Genomic DNA, 15,917 nt, shown 5'->3' with positions numbered 1-15,917 from the left:
CTCCTTGGCTGGTCGGTGGCCCATCTGCCGGTGCAGTCTGGAAAATTGAGGAAATGTCCTACCCTAGTGCGGGCATGGGCAAATGACCACACCCTTTCGCATTAATTCGGCGACGGGCGGTCGACAGCTTGCCGCCCCAGTCGTTATGCTGCCCAGGCGCGCTCGGCCCGACCGGAACTCTCATATTCTGTTGTTGTGGCGGAGTCTTTCTGGTATAAAGCAGCGCTCTTTTCTAGGGGCTCGGTCTGTCGCGTAAGCGCACCCGGCCGATAAGACCCCCGGGAACACGGCGCCTTGGCGCCATTGACTGAGAGATTAAGCGGCCAACCCATGCCGGGTTGGGCATGTGGTTTTAGAGGGCTGAGGCATGTCGAGAGTCTGTCAAGTTACCGGTAAGGGTCCGGTAACTGGGAACAATATTTCCCACGCAAACAACAAAACCCGTCGTCGTTTCCTGCCGAACCTGCAGCACCACCGTTTCTGGGTTGAGTCCGAGAAGCGCTTCGTGCGTCTGCGCGTTTCCGCCAAAGGCATGCGTATCATCGACAAGCGCGGCATCGATGCCGTTCTGGTCGACATCCGTCGCGCTGGCGCCAAGGTTTAAAGGAGAACATCATGCGTGAATTGATCCGTCTGGTTTCGAGTGCCGGTACCGGCCACTTCTACACCACCGACAAGAACAAGCGCACCACTCCGGACAAGATCGAGATCAAGAAGTACGATCCGGTCGTCCGCAAGCACGTGGTGTACAAGGAAGCCAAGATCAAGTAATTGATCGGCAACCTGAAAAAACCCGCAACCGCAAGGTGGCGGGTTTTTTTATGTCTCCAGCAAAGTCATCGCGGGGCCTGCATAAAGCGGGGCCCCGCGATCGGGTTCATTTCTGCTCGAACATCACATAGATCTTGCGGCACGGCTCCAGCACCTCCCAGGTGCCCTTGAAGCCTGCGGGGATCACAAAGCGATCGCCGGCGCGCAAGGTCTTGGCGCCGCCGTCCTGGTCGCGCAGCACCGACACACCCTGGACGATCTCGCAGTACTCGTGCTCGGTGTAGTTCACCGTCCACTGGCCCACCTCGCCCTCCCAGACGCCTGCGGCGAACTGCCCGCACGGGCTGGCGTAGTGGTTGTAGACAGCCTGGTCAGGCTCGCCCTTGAGGATTTTCTCCGCCGCCGGGCGGTAGCGTTCGGCTTCGGTCAGAACCTGGGCAAAGTCGACGATGCTGGTGATACTCATGGTGGTTACCCTGTTGTTGTTTAATAAAATGAACATCAGTAGGCATTTGAGCCGTTGGTGTCAAATATATTGATAGTTTCCCCGCCCTGGTTTAGGGTGGCAGGTGCCCGTGTGCGTCGTCACCCGGCCAGAATTTCTGACAGCGCCCGTGAGTCCTCAGTGCGGCGTTGCACCTTAACAAGAGAGGAGTTTCCTATGACCACCCTGACTCGTGCGGACTGGGAACAGCGTGCCCAGCAACTGAAGATCGAAGGCCGCGCCTTCATCAACGGCGAATACACCGATGCCGCATCCGGTGAAACCTTCGACTGCCTGAGCCCGGTGGACGGACGCTTCCTGGCCAAGGTCGCCAGCTGCGACCTGGCCGACGCCAACCGCGCTGTCGACAACGCCCGCGCCGTGTTCGAATCCGGCGCCTGGTCGCGCCTGGCCCCGGCCAAGCGCAAGGCCAAGCTGATCCGCTTCGCCGACTTGCTGCGCAAGAACGTCGAGGAACTGGCCCTGCTCGAAACCCTCGACATGGGCAAGCCGATCGGTGACTCCTCCACCATCGACATTCCGGGCGCGGCGCAGGCCATCCACTGGACTGCCGAAGCCATCGACAAAGTCTACGACGAAGTCGCGCCGACTCCGCACGACCAGCTCGGCCTGGTGACCCGCGAGCCAGTGGGTGTGGTCGGTGCCATCGTACCGTGGAACTTCCCGCTGCTGATGGCGTGTTGGAAGCTGGGCCCAGCCCTGGCCACCGGCAACTCCATCGTGCTCAAACCGTCCGAAAAATCGCCGCTGACCGCGATCCGCATCGCCCAGCTGGCCATCGAGGCCGGTATTCCGGCTGGCGTGCTGAACGTGCTGCCAGGCTACGGCCACACCGTGGGCAAGGCCCTGGCCCTGCACATGGACGTCGACACCCTGGTGTTCACCGGTTCGACCAAGATCGCCAAGCAGCTGATGGTCTATGCCGGTGAGTCGAACATGAAGCGTGTCTGGCTGGAAGCCGGTGGCAAGAGCCCGAACATCGTCTTCGCCGACGCCCCTGACCTGCAGGCCGCTGCCGAGGCCGCCGCCAGCGCCATCGCCTTCAACCAGGGCGAAGTCTGCACCGCAGGTTCCCGCCTGTTGGTCGAGCGCTCGATCAAGGACAAGTTCCTGCCCATGGTGGTCGAGGCCCTCAAGGCCTGGAAACCGGGCAACCCGCTGGACCCGGCAACCACTGTCGGTGCACTGGTCGACACCCAGCAGATGAACACCGTGCTGTCGTACATCGAGGCCGGTCACCAGGACGGCGCCAAGCTGCTGGCTGGTGGCAAGCGCATCCTCGAAGAGACCGGTGGCACCTACGTCGAGCCGACCATCTTCGACGGCGTGACCAACGCCATGAAGATCGCCAAGGAAGAGATCTTCGGCCCGGTACTGTCGGTAATCACCTTCGATACCGCCGAAGAAGCCGTAGCCATCGCCAACGACACGCCATACGGCCTGGCCGCGGGCATCTGGACCTCGGACATCTCCAAGGCGCACAAGACCGCCCGCGCCGTGCGCGCCGGCAGTGTCTGGGTCAACCAGTACGACGGTGGCGACATGACCGCGCCGTTTGGCGGCTTCAAACAGTCGGGCAACGGCCGTGACAAGTCGCTGCACGCGCTGGAGAAGTACACCGAGCTGAAGGCGACCTGGATCAAGCTGTAATCGACGGGGCCGCCTGGCGGCCCTTTCGCCGGCAAGCCGGCTCCCACAAGCTACATGCAGACCCTGTGGGAGCCGGCTTGCCGGCGAAAGGGCTGCATGGCAGCCCCCAACTACAGCCGGGACGGTTCATGCCGCCCCGGCTGTGTTGTCTCTGCCATTTAAAAGTCATGCGCCTCGGAGGCCATCATGCGTTGGGGAACCTACTTTGCCGTCCTGGCGTCGGTGCTCAGTGTCGGGCTTGCGCTCGGCGTGAGCATGCCGCTGGTGTCCCTGCGCCTGGAGGGCTGGGGCTACGGTGGGTTCGCCATCGGCGTGATGGCGGCGATGCCGGCCCTTGGTGTGCTGGTCGGTGCCAGCCTGGCCAGCCGCCTCGCCGGCTGGGTCGGCGTGCCCATGGCCATGCGCCTGTGCCTGTGGGGTGGGGCGCTGTCGATCGGCCTGGTGGCAGTGCTGCCCAGCTATGCCCTGTGGCTGGTGCTGCGCTTGATGATCGGTATGTCGCTGACGGTGGTGTTCATCCTTGGCGAGAGCTGGATCAACCAGTTGGTCGTCGAGCAGTGGCGTGGCCGGCTGGTGGCGCTGTATGGCAGCAGCTATGCCCTGAGCCAATTGGCCGGGCCGCTGGTGCTGGGGTTCCTGGGCTCGGACGATGATTTCGGCTTCTGGGCCGCGACCGGGTTGTTGCTGGTCGCGCCGCTGATCCTGCTGGGGCGCGGCGGTGCACCGACCACCGAGGCGTGCAGCGTCACCTTTGCCGACCTGTTCGCCTTCTGTCGGCGCCTGCCGGTGATCGCCTGGGCCATCGCGCTGTTCGCGGCATTCGAGGCGATGATCCTGACGTTGCTGCCGGTGTACTGCCTGCAGCAAGGTTTCACCACGGAGGTGGCGTTGTTCATGGTCAGCACCGTGGTGGTAGGGGATGCGGTACTGCAATTGCCGATTGGCGCCTTGGCCGACCGCATGTCGCGACGCACGTTGTTCAGCGGTTGCGCGCTGACCTTGATGGTTTCCAGCCTGGCGATTCCGCTGCTGTTGCACACACCAGTGATCTGGCCGCTGTGGGTGCTGTTCGGTGCCAGTGCGGGAGGGTTGTTCACCCTGTCGCTGGTGCTGATCGGCGAGCGCTACCGAGATGATGAACTGGTGCGGGCCAATGCCCACGTGGCACAGCTGTGGGGTATCGGTTGCCTGCTCGGACCTTTGCTGGCCGGGGCGGGAAGCCAGTGGATCAGCGGGCATGCGCTGCCGTTGCTGATGGCGGTGGGCGCGGCGGGGTTGGTGCTGCTGACCCGGCGGCGGGATGCCTTCGAGCCGGCGTCTGCCTGACCGATTGCTATCGCGGGCTTGCCCGCGATGCGTTCTACAACATCTTCTCCAACCCGACCGCTTTGCTGATCCAGGCATTGAAGCGTCGCCATAGCCCCCCGGGCTCGGTCACCAACATGTGCCGCTGGCCGTTGTCCTCGGTCGCCCAGACCATCCTCCCGTCCACCAGCTTCACCTGGTAACTCAGCGCTGGTGCCATGCCTTGTAGCGCCAGTTCGCGGGTGTACTCGGCCAGCTCTGGGCTGTCCACCATCACGCCCACCTCGGTGTTCCACAGCACGGAGCGCGGGTCGAAGTTGAACGAGCCGATGAAGGTCTTGCGTCGGTCGAACACCATCGCCTTGCTGTGCAGGCTCGAATCGGAACTGCCGTGAAAGCCCAGCCGTGGACGTGGGTCACCGGGCTGGCGGCGCAACTCGTACAACTGCACGCCATGCTCCAGCAAGGCGCGGCGATAAGGCGCGTAGCCGCCATGGACCGCTGGCACATCGGTGGCTTCCAGCGAGTTGGTCAGGAGCTTGACCGAGGTGCCGGCGTCGGCGCGACTGGTCAGGTACAGCAGGCCGGGTTCGCCGGGTACGAAGTAGGCGGACACCAGGATCAATTCCGTGTGCACGCGGTTCAGGTCGGGCGCCAGTTGCTGGGTCATCAGCAGTTGCGGGTCCGGTTCGCCCTCTGCCAGGACTTTGCTCGGCGCGTCCCACAAAGCCTGGCTGTGGGCCCAGATCAGCTCATTGCGCCACACATCCAGGCGGGGCTGCGACTGATAGGCCATCAAGCGGTCGTAAAGAGCCTTGCGCTTGGTCCGTGCTTCGGCCAGGGACACCTCCAGGCGCTGACGGCTGCTGAACAGGTCGTCGGCGTCGGGCTGGCGCCAGAGAAAATCGCCGATCGGGCGGCTCAAGGCGCTGTTCCAGTACTGGTCGAAGCTGTGCCCGAGTTGTTCGGCCACAGGCCCCACGCCCAGCAGGTCGATGTCGGTGAAGTTGAGGTTGGGTTCGGCGTCGAAGTACTCGTCGCCCAGGTTACGGCCGCCGACGATGGCCATGCTGTTGTCCACCAGGAACAACTTGTTGTGCATGCGCCGGTGCTGGCGCGACAGGTTGAACAGCCGGCCGACGGCGCGGGTGGCACCGGTACTGCGCCCCAGGTGCAGCGGGTTGAACACGCGGATGTGGATGTTCGGGTGGGCGGCGAGGGTGCCCATGAGGTTGTCGAGGCCATCGCTGGTGGTGTCGTCGAGCAGGATGCGCACTCGCACGCCGCGGTCGGCGGCGCGCAGCAGTTCATGGACCAGGGCGCGGGTGCTGAGACCATCGTGGACGATGTAGTACTGCAGGTCGATGCTTGCCTGGGCGTTGCGGATCAGCTCCGCGCGGGCGCGGAATGCCTCGTTGCTGTTGGGCAGCAGGCGAAAGCCCGAGCGTCCCTCGTAGGGCGCGGCCTGGCGCTGCACCGAGCGGCCGAAGGCCGAGTCTGCCGCCGGCAGCGCCTGGCTGACTTCACGTGGTGTACCGACACTGGCGCAGCCCGACAGGCCGAGCAACAGCACCAGCAGCAGGGGCAGGGCATGCTGGAGTCTCAAGGGTGGATCGTCCTGTGCGGCAAGGGCTTATGAGGTTGGACCGTGGCAGGCGGCGCAAAGTTACCCGCCAGGGTGTTCGGCATCCAGTAGACGAAGGGCGGTTTCACCGACTTTGCGCACGGCGGCTTCGATCTGCTCCGTGGGCCGGGCGGCGAAGTTCATGCGCAGGCAGTTACGGTACTTGCCCGAGGCCGAGAAGATGCTGCCCACCGCGATCTGCACGCCTTGCACCAGTAAAGCGCGGTTCAGGCGCAGCGTATCGAAACTCTCCGGCAGTTCCACCCACAGCATGAAGCCACCTTGCGGGCGGCTGGCACGGGTGCCTGTCGGGAAGAAGCGGGTCACCCAGTCGCACATCTGGTCGCGGCCGCGCTGGTACTGGCCGCGCATGCGCCGCAGGTGCGGCTGGTAGTGGCCCTCGGCGATGAAGTCGGCGATTGCCAGTTGCGGCTGGCAAGCGGTACTGCCGGTGCTGATGTACTTCATGTGCAGCACCCGTTCCAGGTAGCGCCCCGGAGCCACCCAGCCAATCCGCAGGCCTGGCGCCAGGGTCTTGGAGAACGAACTGCAGAGTAATACCCGGCCATCGTCGTCGAACGACTTGATGGTGCGCGGGCGCGGGTAGGTGTAGGCCAGGTCGCCATACACGTCGTCCTCGAGGATCGCCACGTCGTAGCGCTGGGCCAGGGTGAGCAGCGCCTTCTTGCGCGCCTCGGGCATGATGTAGCCCATGGGGTTGTTGCAGTTGGGGGTGATCTGGATGAGCTTGATCGGCCATTGTTCGAGGGCCAGTTCGAGGGCTTCCAGGCTGATGCCGGTGATGGGGTCGGTGGGGATTTCCAGGGCCTTCATGCCCAGGCCTTTGAGCGTCTGCATGGCGCCGTGGAAGCTGGGTGAATCGACCGCGACGATGTCACCGGGTTCGCATACCGCGCGAATACTGCACGACAGCGCCTCGTGGCAGCCGGTGGTCACCACCAGGTCGGCCGGGCCCAGGCGGCAGCCGGAGTCGAGCATCAGCCGGGCGATCTGCTCGCGCAGCAAGGCGTTGCCGTGGATGTTGTCGTAGTACAGGCCGGGCATGTCCATGCGCCGGCTGATCTGCGCCAGGCTGCGCAGCAGTGGCTTGAGCGTGGGGCTGTCGACGTCGGGCATGCCGCGGCCGAGCTGGATCACGTCCGGGCGCGGGGTGGCGCGCACCAGCTCCAGCACTTGTTCCCACTGGGAGATATCCACAGGACGCTGGGCCGGGCGGCTGATGGCTGGCAGGGCTGGTAGCTGGCGGTCCTCGGCGACGAAGTAGCCGGACTTGGGGCGCGGCGAGACCAGGCCGTTGTCCTCCAGAAGGCGGTAAGCCTGCTGCACGGTGCTCAGGCTGACGCCATGCTCCACGCTCAGGGCGCGCACTGACGGCAGGCGCTGGCCGGGGCGATACAGGCCCTGCTCGATGCGTGAACCGAGCAGTTCGGCGAGATTGAAATAGAGGGTCACTGCATACTCCTGCACAGCTGATGACCGAGGACCGGTACAGATAGGCGAAAAATACTGCATGCAGCCCTATTTGCGCCAATTCTGTATGGGAATAATAAGTCGATTTTGGCTCTGTATTGGTAGGAGGTGTACCCGCATGCTGTCTCCACGTCAGGTACTGAACGGAGGACGTGGTGATGGGTGGCATGAGCGATGTGCGCTTGCAACTGTTGGCCAGTGAACTGGAGTCGGAGCAGCGTCCCCGGGTCTTCAGCGCGCCCCAAGGCATGGGTCGTTGGAGCCTGATGCTGCATCGCTGGCGCACCCGCAGGGCCCTGTTGCAGTTGGAGGATTACCAACTGCGCGATATCGGCATCAGCTGGGAGCAGGCTCGGCATGAGGCGAGCAAGCCCTTCTGGCGTGACTAGGCCAGCTCTTTGAGTCGATACCAGAGCATCCCCAGTGCCAGCAGCGGCGAACGCAGCAGTTTGCCGCCGGGGAAGGTGGTGTGCGGGACCTTGGCGAACAGGTCGAAGCGCCCGCTCTGCTGGCCGCTGATGGCCTCGCCGAGCAGACGCCCGGCGAGGTGGGTGGCGTTGAGCCCGTGGCCCGAATAGGCCTGGGCGTAGTAGACGTTGGGCTGGCCGGCCAGGCGGCCGATCTGCGGCAGGCGGTTGGCACCGATGCCGATCATGCCGCCCCATTGGTAATCAATGCGCACATCGGCCAGTTGCGGGAACACCTTGAGCATTTTCGGGCGCATGTAGGCGGCGATGTCCTGCGGGTCGCGCCCGGAATAGTGGCAGGCGCCGCCGAACAGCAGGCGGTTGTCGGCAGAGAGGCGATAGTAATCCAGCGCCACGCGCTGGTCGCATACCGCCATGTTCTGCGGCAGCAACTGGCGGGCGCGTTCCTCACCCAAGGGCTCGGTGGCGATGATGTAGCTGCCGGCGGGCAGCACCTTGCCGCCCAGTTCGCGGTTGAGGTCGTTGTGGTAGGCGTTGCAGCACAGCACCAGCGTCTTGGCGCGCACCCGGCCTTGGGCGGTATGCACCTTCACTTCCGGGCCGTACTCGATGCGGATCACTTCCGATTGCTCGTACAAGCCGACACCCAGGCGCCTTGCCACGGCGGCTTCGCCCAGCGCCAGGTTGAGTGGATGCAGGTGACCCGAACCCATGTCGATCAGGCCGCCGACATAGCGCTCGGAACCTACTACCGAGTGCATGTCGCCGGGCTGCACCAGGCGCAGTTCGTGACGATAGCCCAGGCTGCGCAGTTCCTCGGCGTCCTCGGCGAAGCCTTCCAGTTCGGCGGGCTTGTTGGCCAGGTCGCAGTAGCCCCAGGTCAGGTCGCAGTCGATGCCATGGCGCTCGACGCGCTCGCGGACGATTTCCACCGCCTCCAGGCCCATCAGCTTCAGGCTACGCACGCCTTCCTCACCGATCACCGGGAGAAACTGTTCCAGGCCGTGGCCGACGCCCCGGATCAGCTGGCCACCGTTGCGGCCGCTGGCGCCCCAGCCGAGCTTGCGTGCTTCCAGGAGGATCACCGACAGGCCGCGTTCGGCCAGTTCGATGGCGGTGTTCAGGCCCGAGTAGCCACCGCCGACAATGCACACGTCGGCGCTGTGCTCGCCTTGCAGGAACGGGTAGTCAGGGTGTGGCGCGCTGCTGGCGGCGTAGTAGGAGGCGGCGTGTTGCGCGCTGTGGACCATGTGTCGTTTCCTGGGTGCAAGGCGAAAAGGCGAGGATAGGCAACCGGCCAATCGCGGGGCAAGCCCGTTCCCGCGATTGCCTTATAATCCAGCACTCATGTCCAAGATGCGCCGCTTATGTCCTGCAACCGCCACAAGATCCATTTCCTGCGCGAGCTCATCCCCTCGTTCGAGTGCGAGCCCGGCTGCCATGACTGCTGCGGCCCGGTCACCACCTCGGCCGAGGAAATGGCCCGCCTGCCGCGCAAGACCCAGGCCGAGCAGGACGCCGCGCTGGAGCGCCTGGATTGTGTGCACCTGGGCCCGAACGGCTGCACAGTATATGAAGAGCGCCCGATGATCTGCCGCCTGTTCGGCACCACGCCGCGTCTGGCCTGCCCCAGGGGGCGGGGCCCAGAGCAGCCGATCGACCCGGCGGCCGAGCAGCTGGTTCACACCTATATAGCCAGTACCCGCCAGGTGCTGGTGTAAGGCTTCAGTCTGGGATCGGCAGGCACAGGCTCTCTTTCACTTCTTCCATCACGATGTAGCTCTTCGACTCGCGCACATGGGGCAGCTTGAGCAGGATGTCGCCGAGCAGCTTGCGATACGACGCCATCTCCGAGATCCGCGCCTTTACCAGGTAGTCGAAATCGCCCGACACCAGGTGACATTCCAGTACATGGGGCAGCTTGAGCACGGCGCGGCGGAACTCCTCGAAGGTGTCGCCGGACTTGTAGTCCAGGCTGATCTCGACGAACACCAGCAAGCTGCCCTTCAGGTGCTGCGGGTTGAGCCGGGCGTTGTAGCCCATGATGATCCCCTCGCGCTCCAGGCGCCGCACGCGTTCGGTGCAGGGGGTGGTGGACAACCCGACCTTCTCGCCCAGTTCGGTGAAGGAGATGCGCCCGTCATTCTGCAGGATCCGCAGGATGTTGCGGTCGATCTTGTCCAGTTCACGCTTGCTCTGGTGCTGGGTTCTCATAGGGGATGCCCCTCCGTGAAAGGCAATTTTGCCGAGAATTCTCGCCAAATATAGCTGCTTATATAGTGAATAGCACTGGTCGGAGATTCTTATACTGCGCGCATCCATGCCATTTCAACAAAAGACTGCGGCAAGCCGCGTGCGAGGGATACAACAATGCGAGTTCTGGTACTTGGTAGCGGTGTGATCGGTACCGCCAGTGCCTACTATCTGGCCCGGCAAGGTTTCGAGGTGACGGTGGTCGATCGCCAGCCGGCGGTGGCCATGGAAACCAGCTTCGCCAACGCAGGCCAGATCTCGCCCGGCTATGCCTCGCCCTGGGCCGCCCCTGGCGTGCCGCTCAAGGCCATCAAGTGGCTGCTGGAGCGCCACGCGCCCCTGGCCATCAAGCTGACCGGCGACGTCGATCAGTACCTGTGGATGGCGCAGATGCTGCGCAACTGCACCGCCAGCCGTTATGCGGTGAACAAGGAGCGCATGGTGCGCCTGTCCGAGTACAGCCGCGATTGCCTCGACGAGTTGCGCGCCGAAACCGGTATCGCCTATGAAAGCCGCAGCCTGGGCACCACCCAGCTGTTCCGCACCCAGGCGCAGTTGGACGCCGCGGCCAAGGACATCGCGGTGCTGGAGCAGTCCGGTGTACCGTACGAGCTGCTCGACCGTGACGGCATTGCCCGGGTCGAACCGGCCCTGGAGAGCGTGAAGGGTATCCTCGCTGGCGCCCTGCGCCTGCCCAACGACCAGACTGGCGACTGCCAGATGTTCACCACCAAGCTCGCCGAGATGGCCATCAAGCTGGGTGTCGAGTTCCGCTTCGGCCAGGACATCCAGCGCCTGGACGTCGCCGGCGACCGCATCAACGGCGTATGGATCGACGGCAAGCTGGAAACCGCCGATCGCTACGTGCTGGCGCTGGGCAGTTACTCGCCGCAGCTGCTCAAGCCGCTCGGCATCAAGGCCCCGGTCTACCCGCTCAAGGGCTACTCGCTGACCGTGCCGATCACCAACGGCGACATGGCGCCGACCTCGACCATCCTGGACGAGACCTACAAGGTCGCGATTACCCGTTTCGACAACCGCATCCGTGTCGGCGGCATGGCCGAGATCGCCGGTTTTGACCTGTCGCTGAACCCGCGTCGACGCGAAACGCTGGAGATGATCGTCAACGACCTTTATCCTCGCGGCGGCGACCTGAGCCAGGCGAGCTTCTGGACCGGCCTGCGCCCGGCGACCCCGGACGGCACCCCGATCGTCGGGGCGACCAAGTTCCGTAACCTGTTCCTCAACACCGGTCACGGCACTCTGGGCTGGACCATGGCCTGCGGTTCCGGTCGCCTGCTGGCCGACCTGATTGCGCGCAAGAAGCCGCAGATCAGTGCCGAAGGCCTGGACATCTCGCGTTATGGCAATAGCCGCGAGACTGCCAAGCACGGACAGCCGGCGCCTGCGCACCAGTAAGCATTCGATGCTGTTGGCCTCATCGTGGTGCGCCGATGCGACTTGCCCCACGATGAGGCCCGAAACCGATTGACCTGTTCCCTCACCCCGTCGCGGTGGGTACCTACCCCCATCTGCCGCGCCGGGGCTTTATCGATAACCAGAACTGCCAGAAGGCTGCCGCCATGCGTCCCGCCCGTGCCTTGATCGACCTCCAAGCCCTCCGACACAACTACCGCCTCGCCCGTGAGCTGACCGGCGCCAAGGCACTGGCCGTGGTCAAGGCTGACGCCTACGGTCATGGCGCGGTGCGTTGCGCCCTGGCGCTCGAGGCCGAGGCCGACGGTTTTGCCGTGGCCTGCATCGAGGAGGCCCTGGAACTGCGCGCGGCAGGCATCAAGGCCCCCGTTCTGTTGCTCGAAGGCTTCTTCGAGGCCAGCGAGCTTTCGCTGATCGCTGAACATGATCTGTGGTGCGTGGTGCATTCGCCATGGCAGTTGGAAGCGATCGAGAAGACCTCGGTGCACAAGCCGCTGACCGTCTGGTTGAAGATGGACACCGGCATGCACCGTGTCGGCGTGCACCCCAAGGACTACGCCGATGCCTACCAGCGCCTGCTGGCCAGCGGCAAGGTCTCGCGCATCGTGCTGATGAGCCACTTCGCCCGCGCCGACGAGCTCGACGCCGCCGCTACCGAACAGCAGGTCGCCGTGTTCGAGGCTGCCCGCCAGGGCCTGGCCGCCGAGTGCAGCCTGCGCAACTCGCCGGCCGTGCTGGGCTGGCCGAGCATCAAGAGCGACTGGGTGCGCCCAGGCATCATGCTCTACGGCGCCACGCCGTTCGAAGTGGAGCAGGCCGAGGCTGCTCGCCTGCAGCCTGTGATGACCCTGCAATCGCGCATCATCAGCGTGCGCGAGCTGCCTGCCGGTGAGCCGGTAGGCTATGGCGCCAGGTTCATCAGCCCGCGGCCGACCCGGGTCGGCGTGGTCGCCATGGGCTATGCCGACGGCTATCCGCGCCAGGCACCTACCGGCACGCCAGTGGTGGTGGCCGGCAAACGCACCCAGCTGATTGGCCGCGTGTCGATGGACATGCTCTGCGTCGACCTGACAGACGTGCCCGAGGCCACTGTCGGCAGCCCGGTCGAGTTGTGGGGCAAGCAAGTACTGGCCAGCGACGTGGCCATGCAGGCCGGGACCATTCCGTACCAGATCTTCTGCAATCTCAAGCGCGTGCCGCTGGACTATATCGGCGAATAAAGCGCCAAAGCGGACAGGCTGCGGGGCTGTGTGTTGTAAATACTGAACGGCATTGCCATCATATCGTTCACACTCCCCCAACCTCGACCGTTTCTGGAGGCGCAAGCTTTGGACGTCGGTGAACGACTGCAAGCCATCCGCAAGCTCAAGGGCTTGTCCCAGCGCGAACTCGCCAAGCGCGCGGGGGTGACCAACAGCACCATCTCGATGATCGAGAAGAACAGCGTGAGCCCGTCGATCAGCTCCCTGCGCAAGGTGCTCAGCGGTATCCCCATGTCCATGGTCGAGTTCTTCTCGGTGGAGCTGGCCCCGGAAAGCCCGACCCAGATCGTCTACAAGGCCCACGAGCTGATCGACATTTCCGACGGCGCGGTCACCATGAAGCTGGTCGGCAAGTCGCACCCCAATCGCGCCATCGCGTTTCTGACCGAGGTCTACCCACCGGGCGCCGACACGGGGGCGGAAATGCTCACCCACGATGGCGAAGAGACCGGCATTCTTCTCGAAGGCCGCCTGGAACTGGTAGTCGGCACCGAGATCTTCATCCTCGAGGCCGGCGACAGCTACTACTTCGAAAGCACCCGCCCGCACCGCTTTCGCAACCCGTTCGAGGAGCCGGCCCGGCTGATCAGCGCCGCCACCCCGTCGAACTTTTGATCCAGCGCAGTGCATTGACGGGTCAATACCCTTTCCCTGAGTGTGGTCGTTTCACGCCTTCCAGGTTCCCGCTATACTTTTCAACGCTCGCAATTCCGTGGCCGCGGGCGTGATTAGCCACCATGAGGGTGTTCGCGTGAACCAAATCAAGAAGATGCTGGCCGTACCAGCAGCCGTATTCGCCCTTTGGGCAATGAGCGCAACCGCTGCAACCAACGACGACATCGCCAAGCGTCTCGAACCGGTCGGCCAGGTGTGCGTCCAGGGCCAGGAATGCAAGGGCATGGAAGTGGCCGCCAGCGCCGGTGGCGGCGGTGCCAAGACGCCGGACGAGATCATCGCCAAGCATTGCAATGCCTGCCATGGCACCGGCCTGCTGAACGCGCCGAAGATCGGTGATACCGCCGCGTGGAAAGAGCGTGCCGACCACCAGGGCGGACTCGATGGCATCCTGGCCAAGGCCATCACCGGGATCAACGCCATGCCACCGAAGGGCACCTGCGCCGATTGCTCGGATGATGACCTGAAGGGTGCGATCAAGAAGATGTCCGGGCTGTGAGCCAGACCTGACTTGTATAAAGCCCGCCTCTGATGGCGGGCTTTTGTTTTTGGGCTGGTAACCCTATTGCGGGGGCGGGACAGGCAACCAACCCGCTGTGACTTGTGTCCAACCCCTGAACCTACGGATGACTCAGGAGGCCCAGATGTATCGCTGCTCCATCGACCAGGCTGTCGAGCAGGCCCTGGCCCGACTGCCCAGCCATATTCACATGGGCCTGCCGCTCGGCCTGGGTAAACCCAACGCCTTCGTCAACGCGCTGTACGCCCGCATCCGCGAGTTGCCTGAGCGTCGTCTGACCCTCTACACCGCCTTGTCCCTCGGCCGCCCGCCGTTGGGCGATGGCTTGCAACGGCGCTTCCTTGAGCCTTTCGTCGAGCGTGTATTCGCCGACTATGAGGAGCTCGCCTACCTGGCCGACCTGCGTGCCGACAAGCTCCCGCCGAACATCCGCGTCGAGCAGTTCTTCATGCAGCCCGGCAGCCTGCTGCACAGCGACACGGCCCAGCAGGACTACGTCAGCAGCAACTACAGCCACGCCGCACGGGATATCAACGCCAAGGGCCTGAACCTGATCGCGCAGCTGGTGGCGGCCACGCCCGAGCGGCCCGATCACCTGAGCCTGGCCTGCAACCCCGACATCACCCTCGACCTGCTGCCGATGATCGCCCGGCGCCGTGCTGAGGGCGAGACCATCCTGGTGCTTGGCCAGATCCATGACGAACTGCCCTACATGCCAGGGGACGCGGAGCTGGGCCTGGAGCAGTTCGACCTGTTGATCGACCAGCCCGAAAGTCGCCGGTTGTTCTCCACGCCAAACATGCCGGTGAACACCCAGGACCATTGCATCGGCCTGCATGCCAGCACCCTGGTGCGCGACGGCGGTACCCTGCAGATCGGCATCGGCGCCATGGGTGATGCGGTGGCGGCGGCGCTGCTGGCACGCCAGGGCGACAACGAAGGCTATCGTGCGCTGCTCGATGAGCTGGATATCGGCCCATGGCAGGCACTGATCGAGCGGGAAGGAGGGCTGGATACCTTCGCCCAGGGGCTGTATGGCTGCAGCGAAATGTTCGTCAACGGGTTGCTTGCCCTGGCCGAGGCCGGGGTGGTGCGCCGCCCAGCCGACGAGCACGGCGTGCTGGTGCATGGCGGCTTCTTCCTTGGCCCACGGGCGTTCTACCAGCGCCTGCGCGAGATGCCGCTGGAGCAGCGCGCACGCTTCGCCATGACCGCCATCAGCTACATCAACGAGCTGTACGGCCAGGAAGAGCGCAAGCGCAGTCAGCGCCGGGATGCGCGCTTCATCAATACGGTATTCGGCATGACCTTGCTGGGTGCCGGTGTCGCTGACCAGCTCGAAGATGGCCGGGTACTCAGCGGCGTGGGCGGGCAGTACAACTTCGTGGCCCAGGGCCATGCGCTGGAGGGTGGTCGCTCGATCCTGTTGCTGCGTAGCTGGCGCGAGGCCGGTGGCGAGGTGACCTCCAACCTCTACTGGACCTACGGCCACTGCACCATACCCCGGCACTTGCGAGACATCGTGATCACCGAGTACGGCATCGCCGACCTGCGCGGGCAGACCGACAGCGAGGTGATTGCGCGGTTGCTGGCGATCAGTGACTCTCGTTTTCAGCGCGAGCTGATGGAGCGAGCCAAGGCGGTGGGCAAGCTGGCGAAGGATTTCGTGCTGGATGCGCGTTATACCGACAACACTCCCGAGCGCCTGGAGGCAACCCGCGCACGGCATGCGCGATTGTTCCCGGAATATCCGCTGGGCAGCGATTTCACGGCCGAGGAGCGTGACTTGTTGCGGGCGCTGAATTGGCTCAAGAGCAAGTTCAAGCTGAGCGAGGTGCTGGAACTGGGCAAGGCGGCGCTGGATGCGCCGGCGCCCGAGGCCTATGCAGCGCAGTTGGCGCGCATGAGGCTGGGGGAGCCACAGGGGCTGAAGGAGGAGTTGTACCAGCGGCTGCTGCTGGCGGGCTTGGCGGCGACCTGAAAGATTGCCGGGGCT

General features: G+C 64.4%; 16 protein-coding genes. 11 read left to right on the top strand and 5 right to left on the bottom strand.

From position 1 onward, the window contains the following. Positions 1-367 precede the first annotated feature (367 nt). Together rpmB and rpmG are read left to right on the top strand one after the other, a co-directional pair. Positions 368-604, top strand: coding sequence for a 50S ribosomal protein L28 (rpmB, locus tag AAHK21_RS13015; protein ID WP_023629974.1), 237 nt, complete (start codon positions 368-370; stop codon positions 602-604). Positions 605-615: 11 nt separating this feature from the next. Next, positions 616-771, top strand: a complete 156-nt coding sequence (gene rpmG, locus AAHK21_RS13010; protein WP_003253507.1) for a 50S ribosomal protein L33 — start codon at positions 616-618, stop codon at positions 769-771. A gap of 106 nt (positions 772-877) precedes the next feature. On the opposite strand, the gene AAHK21_RS13005 is transcribed toward rpmG, so the two are convergent. Further along, positions 878-1,237, bottom strand: coding sequence for a cupin domain-containing protein (locus AAHK21_RS13005; RefSeq protein ID WP_046857580.1), 360 nt, complete (start codon positions 1,235-1,237; stop codon positions 878-880). 195 nt (positions 1,238-1,432) lie between these two features. On the opposite strand from AAHK21_RS13005, the gene AAHK21_RS13000 reads away from it, so the two are divergent. Both AAHK21_RS13000 and AAHK21_RS12995 read left to right on the top strand, forming a co-directional pair. After that, positions 1,433-2,926: an aldehyde dehydrogenase gene (locus tag AAHK21_RS13000; protein WP_367857450.1), complete on the top strand. Its 1,494-nt coding sequence runs from the start codon at positions 1,433-1,435 to the stop codon at positions 2,924-2,926. Positions 2,927-3,112: 186 nt separating this feature from the next. Next, positions 3,113-4,252 carry an MFS transporter gene (locus AAHK21_RS12995; RefSeq protein WP_367857449.1) on the top strand — a complete coding sequence of 380 codons (1,140 nt, stop codon included), beginning with the start codon at positions 3,113-3,115 and terminating at the stop codon, positions 4,250-4,252. Positions 4,253-4,286: 34 nt separating this feature from the next. Here AAHK21_RS12995 and AAHK21_RS12990 read toward each other — a convergent pair whose 3' ends face one another. Next, complete coding sequence (locus tag AAHK21_RS12990; RefSeq protein WP_367857448.1) at positions 4,287-5,837, bottom strand: phospholipase D family protein; 1,551 nt, start codon at positions 5,835-5,837, stop codon at positions 4,287-4,289. Between the two features lie 60 nt (positions 5,838-5,897). Beyond that, positions 5,898-7,328, bottom strand: coding sequence for a PLP-dependent aminotransferase family protein (locus AAHK21_RS12985; protein ID WP_367857447.1), 1,431 nt, complete (start codon positions 7,326-7,328; stop codon positions 5,898-5,900). Between the two features lie 176 nt (positions 7,329-7,504). On the opposite strand from AAHK21_RS12985, the gene AAHK21_RS12980 reads away from it, so the two are divergent. Next, positions 7,505-7,735, top strand: a complete 231-nt coding sequence (locus AAHK21_RS12980; protein ID WP_046857575.1) for a DUF1127 domain-containing protein — start codon at positions 7,505-7,507, stop codon at positions 7,733-7,735. Here the strand turns inward: AAHK21_RS12980 and AAHK21_RS12975 are convergent. After that, the gene (locus AAHK21_RS12975) at positions 7,732-9,024 is read right to left on the bottom strand and encodes an NAD(P)/FAD-dependent oxidoreductase (RefSeq protein WP_367857446.1); all 1,293 of its coding nucleotides are present in this window, start codon (positions 9,022-9,024) and stop codon (positions 7,732-7,734) included. The two genes, AAHK21_RS12980 and AAHK21_RS12975, sit on opposite strands and share 4 nt — an antisense overlap. Before the next feature lie 117 nt (positions 9,025-9,141). On the opposite strand from AAHK21_RS12975, the gene AAHK21_RS12970 reads away from it, so the two are divergent. Beyond that, positions 9,142-9,495: a YkgJ family cysteine cluster protein gene (locus tag AAHK21_RS12970; RefSeq protein ID WP_023630241.1), complete on the top strand. Its 354-nt coding sequence runs from the start codon at positions 9,142-9,144 to the stop codon at positions 9,493-9,495. Between the two features lie 4 nt (positions 9,496-9,499). Here AAHK21_RS12970 and dadR read toward each other — a convergent pair whose 3' ends face one another. Continuing rightward, positions 9,500-9,988, bottom strand: coding sequence for a transcriptional regulator DadR (dadR, locus tag AAHK21_RS12965; protein WP_003258963.1), 489 nt, complete (start codon positions 9,986-9,988; stop codon positions 9,500-9,502). A gap of 156 nt (positions 9,989-10,144) precedes the next feature. On the opposite strand from dadR, the gene dadA reads away from it, so the two are divergent. The 5 genes from dadA (at position 10,145) to AAHK21_RS12940 (ending at position 15,902) form a co-directional block, all read left to right on the top strand. Beyond that, entirely contained in the window at positions 10,145-11,446 is a 1,302-nt protein-coding gene (dadA, locus tag AAHK21_RS12960; protein WP_094010769.1) for a D-amino acid dehydrogenase, read from the top strand. 164 nt (positions 11,447-11,610) lie between these two features. Beyond that, positions 11,611-12,684, top strand: coding sequence for an alanine racemase (alr, locus tag AAHK21_RS12955; RefSeq protein WP_102684792.1), 1,074 nt, complete (start codon positions 11,611-11,613; stop codon positions 12,682-12,684). A 108-nt stretch (positions 12,685-12,792) separates the two neighbouring features. Then, on the top strand, positions 12,793-13,341 hold the full coding sequence (locus AAHK21_RS12950; protein ID WP_023629132.1) for a cupin domain-containing protein: 549 nt from the start codon (positions 12,793-12,795) through the stop codon (positions 13,339-13,341). Between the two features lie 154 nt (positions 13,342-13,495). Further along, a complete protein-coding gene (locus AAHK21_RS12945; protein ID WP_038707641.1) occupies positions 13,496-13,900 on the top strand; it encodes a cytochrome c5 family protein in 405 nt (134 codons plus the stop codon). A 145-nt stretch (positions 13,901-14,045) separates the two neighbouring features. Continuing rightward, positions 14,046-15,902, top strand: a complete 1,857-nt coding sequence (locus AAHK21_RS12940) for an acetyl-CoA hydrolase/transferase C-terminal domain-containing protein (protein ID WP_367857445.1) — start codon at positions 14,046-14,048, stop codon at positions 15,900-15,902. Positions 15,903-15,917 lie beyond the last annotated feature (15 nt).

The sequence above is a fragment of the Pseudomonas sp. TE50-2 genome, assembly GCF_040813665.1.
In the GTDB taxonomy this organism is placed as follows: domain Bacteria; phylum Pseudomonadota; class Gammaproteobacteria; order Pseudomonadales; family Pseudomonadaceae; genus Aquipseudomonas; species Aquipseudomonas soli.
The sequence above is the reverse complement of the archived record's forward strand: the minus strand, read 5'-3'. Positions and strand labels throughout refer to the sequence as shown.

Excerpts from the sequence above, each read along its gene's own strand:
- AAHK21_RS12945 (WP_038707641.1), top strand. The coding sequence starts at position 13,496 with ATGCTGGCCGTACCAGCAGCCGTATTCGCCCTTTGGGCAATGAGCGCA.
- rpmG (WP_003253507.1), top strand. The coding sequence starts at position 616 with ATGCGTGAATTGATCCGTCTGGTTTCGAGTGCCGGTACCGGCCACTTC.
- dadA (WP_094010769.1), top strand. The coding sequence starts at position 10,145 with ATGCGAGTTCTGGTACTTGGTAGCGGTGTGATCGGTACCGCCAGTGCC.
- AAHK21_RS13005 (WP_046857580.1), bottom strand. The coding sequence starts at position 1,237 with ATGAGTATCACCAGCATCGTCGACTTTGCCCAGGTTCTGACCGAAGCC.
- AAHK21_RS13000 (WP_367857450.1), top strand. The coding sequence starts at position 1,433 with ATGACCACCCTGACTCGTGCGGACTGGGAACAGCGTGCCCAGCAACTG.
- dadR (WP_003258963.1), bottom strand. The coding sequence starts at position 9,988 with ATGAGAACCCAGCACCAGAGCAAGCGTGAACTGGACAAGATCGACCGC.
- AAHK21_RS12975 (WP_367857446.1), bottom strand. The coding sequence starts at position 9,024 with ATGGTCCACAGCGCGCAACACGCCGCCTCCTACTACGCCGCCAGCAGC.
- AAHK21_RS12995 (WP_367857449.1), top strand. The coding sequence starts at position 3,113 with ATGCGTTGGGGAACCTACTTTGCCGTCCTGGCGTCGGTGCTCAGTGTC.
- AAHK21_RS12970 (WP_023630241.1), top strand. The coding sequence starts at position 9,142 with ATGTCCTGCAACCGCCACAAGATCCATTTCCTGCGCGAGCTCATCCCC.
- rpmB (WP_023629974.1), top strand. The coding sequence starts at position 368 with ATGTCGAGAGTCTGTCAAGTTACCGGTAAGGGTCCGGTAACTGGGAAC.
- AAHK21_RS12980 (WP_046857575.1), top strand. The coding sequence starts at position 7,505 with ATGGGTGGCATGAGCGATGTGCGCTTGCAACTGTTGGCCAGTGAACTG.
- AAHK21_RS12940 (WP_367857445.1), top strand. The coding sequence starts at position 14,046 with ATGTATCGCTGCTCCATCGACCAGGCTGTCGAGCAGGCCCTGGCCCGA.
- alr (WP_102684792.1), top strand. The coding sequence starts at position 11,611 with ATGCGTCCCGCCCGTGCCTTGATCGACCTCCAAGCCCTCCGACACAAC.